The sequence below is a fragment of the Zhongshania sp. genome, assembly GCF_041623545.1.
Classification (GTDB): Bacteria; Pseudomonadota; Gammaproteobacteria; order Pseudomonadales; family Spongiibacteraceae; genus Spongiibacter.
Genome location: NZ_JBFJWS010000399.1, coordinates 1 through 2410 on the forward strand (window position 1 = coordinate 1; position 2410 = coordinate 2410).

Annotated in this window: 2 protein-coding genes; both read right to left on the bottom strand. The window is 51.4% G+C overall.

What is annotated here, in order from left to right; all coding sequences use genetic code 11:
- Nucleotides 1–195 precede the first annotated feature (195 nt).
- Nucleotides 196–1884 (bottom strand): class I adenylate-forming enzyme family protein, encoded by a 1689-nt coding sequence (locus ABYT30_RS18455; protein ID WP_373097979.1) that lies wholly within the window; start codon nt 1882–1884, stop codon nt 196–198.
- A 23-nt stretch (nt 1885–1907) separates the two neighbouring features.
- The coding region (locus tag ABYT30_RS18460) for a nuclear transport factor 2 family protein (RefSeq protein ID WP_373097981.1) at nt 1908–2410 on the bottom strand (503 nt) is incomplete at its 5' end.

The following is a 2410-nucleotide window of genomic DNA, read 5'->3' on the forward strand; positions in this document are numbered from 1 at the left end:
ATACCTTGGCGATTGCTAAGGGTTTTTTGGAGGGTGGCGTCGTCGAGTTCGGCGGCGCCTTCGTCGAGCACGTGCTTGGCGCGCTTTTTAGAGAAAAACAGCATGGCGACACTCAAATTCAAGGTTGTGTCACTGATATTACGGCTTATCGGCACGAGCGCAAGCCCCTCTTTTAAAGAGGGGGCGGCATGGCTATTATTTTACAAACCGCTGAACGAGGTCGCGCTTAAGGATTTTACCGGCTGCGTTACGGGGCATCTCATCTTTAATAAACCAAATATGGCTCGGTTGTTTAAACGCAGCCAGTTTGTCTGCTAAATGGGCCTTTACTTCTGTTTCGCTTAGTTCAGCACCTTGCCGGATACGAATGACGGCGCCCGGTGTTTCGCCGAGACGCTCATCGGGTACCGCAATAATTGCGCTGTCGGCGATTGCCGAGTGCTGGCTAAGGCAAGCTTCTATTTCTGCTGGATAGATATTTTCGCCGCCACGGATAATGAGGTCTTTGGCGCGGTCAACCAGAAACACGAAGTTTTCATCGTCCAGATAGCCGATATCGCCGGTAGCCATCCAGCCATTTTCAAAGTTCTCGGCGGTAGCCTCGGGTTTATTCCAGTACGCTGTTATATTGCAGGCTGATTTCAACCAAATTTCACCGACTTCGCCCTTGGGAAGAATGCCGCCCTCTGGGCTTCTGGTTTGCCATTCGACCAAGGGCGAAAGCGTGCCGGCACTCTTGGGTTTATAAAAATACGCATCGCCGGTGCAGCTGGCGCCAATCGCGTTTGTTTCGGTCATACCGTAACCCGTGCCGACATAGGCGTCGCCGAGGTTTTCGGTAATTGTGTTTTTAAAGCTCGGCGGGCAGGCAGTGCCGCCCCCGCCAATAGAAAATAAACTCGTGGTGTCCGTCGTTTTGAAGTTGGGATGGCGCAATAAATCCACAACCATAGAGGGCACGGCGCTAAAGATGGTGACACGTTCTTTTTCGATTAACTTCAGAGCGTCTTCCGCTGACCACTTGTACATCATGACCGTTTTACGACCCGCGCGGAGATTGAGTAAAAAGGCGGCGTAACAACCAGAAACATGGAAGAGGGGCACGCTGAGTAAGGTGCAGGGCGCAAAGCCGGTGCTGAACATCTTGCCAATGGCCTCTGGGTTAGCCATGGCCGAGCAAGTGCCATGAAATTCAAAGCTGAAGATGGCTTGGCAGATATTGCCGTGGCTGGACACCGCGCCCTTCGGTCGACCGGTAGTGCCAGATGTGTACATTATTTGTGCAATATCATCGCTCTCGCAAGCCACTTCTGGCATCGCGGCGCCGAGATTGGCACTAATGATTTCTTCAAAGCTTAGGCTATCGGTGGGGCCGGTGGCACCAACCAAAATGGTTTGGCAAGATAGCTCGTTTGGGGCTGCGGTAATCGTATCAAAGCGCGCTTGGTCGCAAATCACCAGCTTGGCCATTGAATCGCTGAGGCCATAGCCTAATTCGTCAGCGCTGCCCCAGGAGTTTAGTGGCACCACCACCGCGCCGACACTGACAATCGCGTAATAGGCAATCATCCATTCGGGGTTATTCCGCATCGCGATAGCAATGCGGTCGCCCTTACTCGTATTGATTTCTGAGACTAAGTAGTGGGCTAAGGCGTCGGCACGAGAGAAAAAATCATCGAAGCTCAGGCGCTGATCCTGGTATACCAAAAACTCTTGGGCCCCAAACCCACGGCCGGGCTCAAGAAGTGCACGCAAGGTGGGTGGTGCATTTTTATAGAACCGCAGTTCGGTATCGCCGCTTTGCCGGGTTTCAATTTCGTAGGGGGCACCAGGCTGGCAAAGCTGTTCGGTGGCGGTGTGCAGGCGAGCGGCAATATCATTCATCTTTGATCACTTATTTGTGTGGTTTACGACTTTACATCAAACATATTGTGAGTAAACGTTAGGCTGGCTGGAATCGGAGCATTCACTGCCTCCATGATCCGAGCATATTCTGTATGGCATATTTTCCATAGGCCATCTTCAAGGCGGTAGTGGTCCGTGTAAATGGCCGTGCCAAAGAGCATCCAGTTTTGCTCTTTATTAAACACCAAGTCTTGTAAGTACCATTTGGCTGTGGCACTTGTGCTTGTTTCTAATTCTATTTCAGGGTGGTGGCAATTGTGCATGGTCAACACTGAGGCTGAATCCATATGGCCACGCAAACCCTTGATCAGTTCCTCGCGGTTTTCATAGGTGTATTTGCCATCGTCATAGCGGGCGGTGCAATCGGCAGTTAATGTGCTCGCGAGCAATTCCCAATTGTGGGTGTCGACTGCGCGTAGGTAGGTGTATTTGAGCTTTTTAATTTGCTCGATTGCCAGTAAACCTTCCAAGCTTGATTGGCTCATAGTGTTGTCCATGTCTGCCC

Coding starts and splice junctions, on each gene's coding strand:
- ABYT30_RS18455 (WP_373097979.1), bottom strand. CDS start 1,884: ATGAATGATATTGCCGCTCGCCTGCACACCGCCACCGAACAGCTTTGC.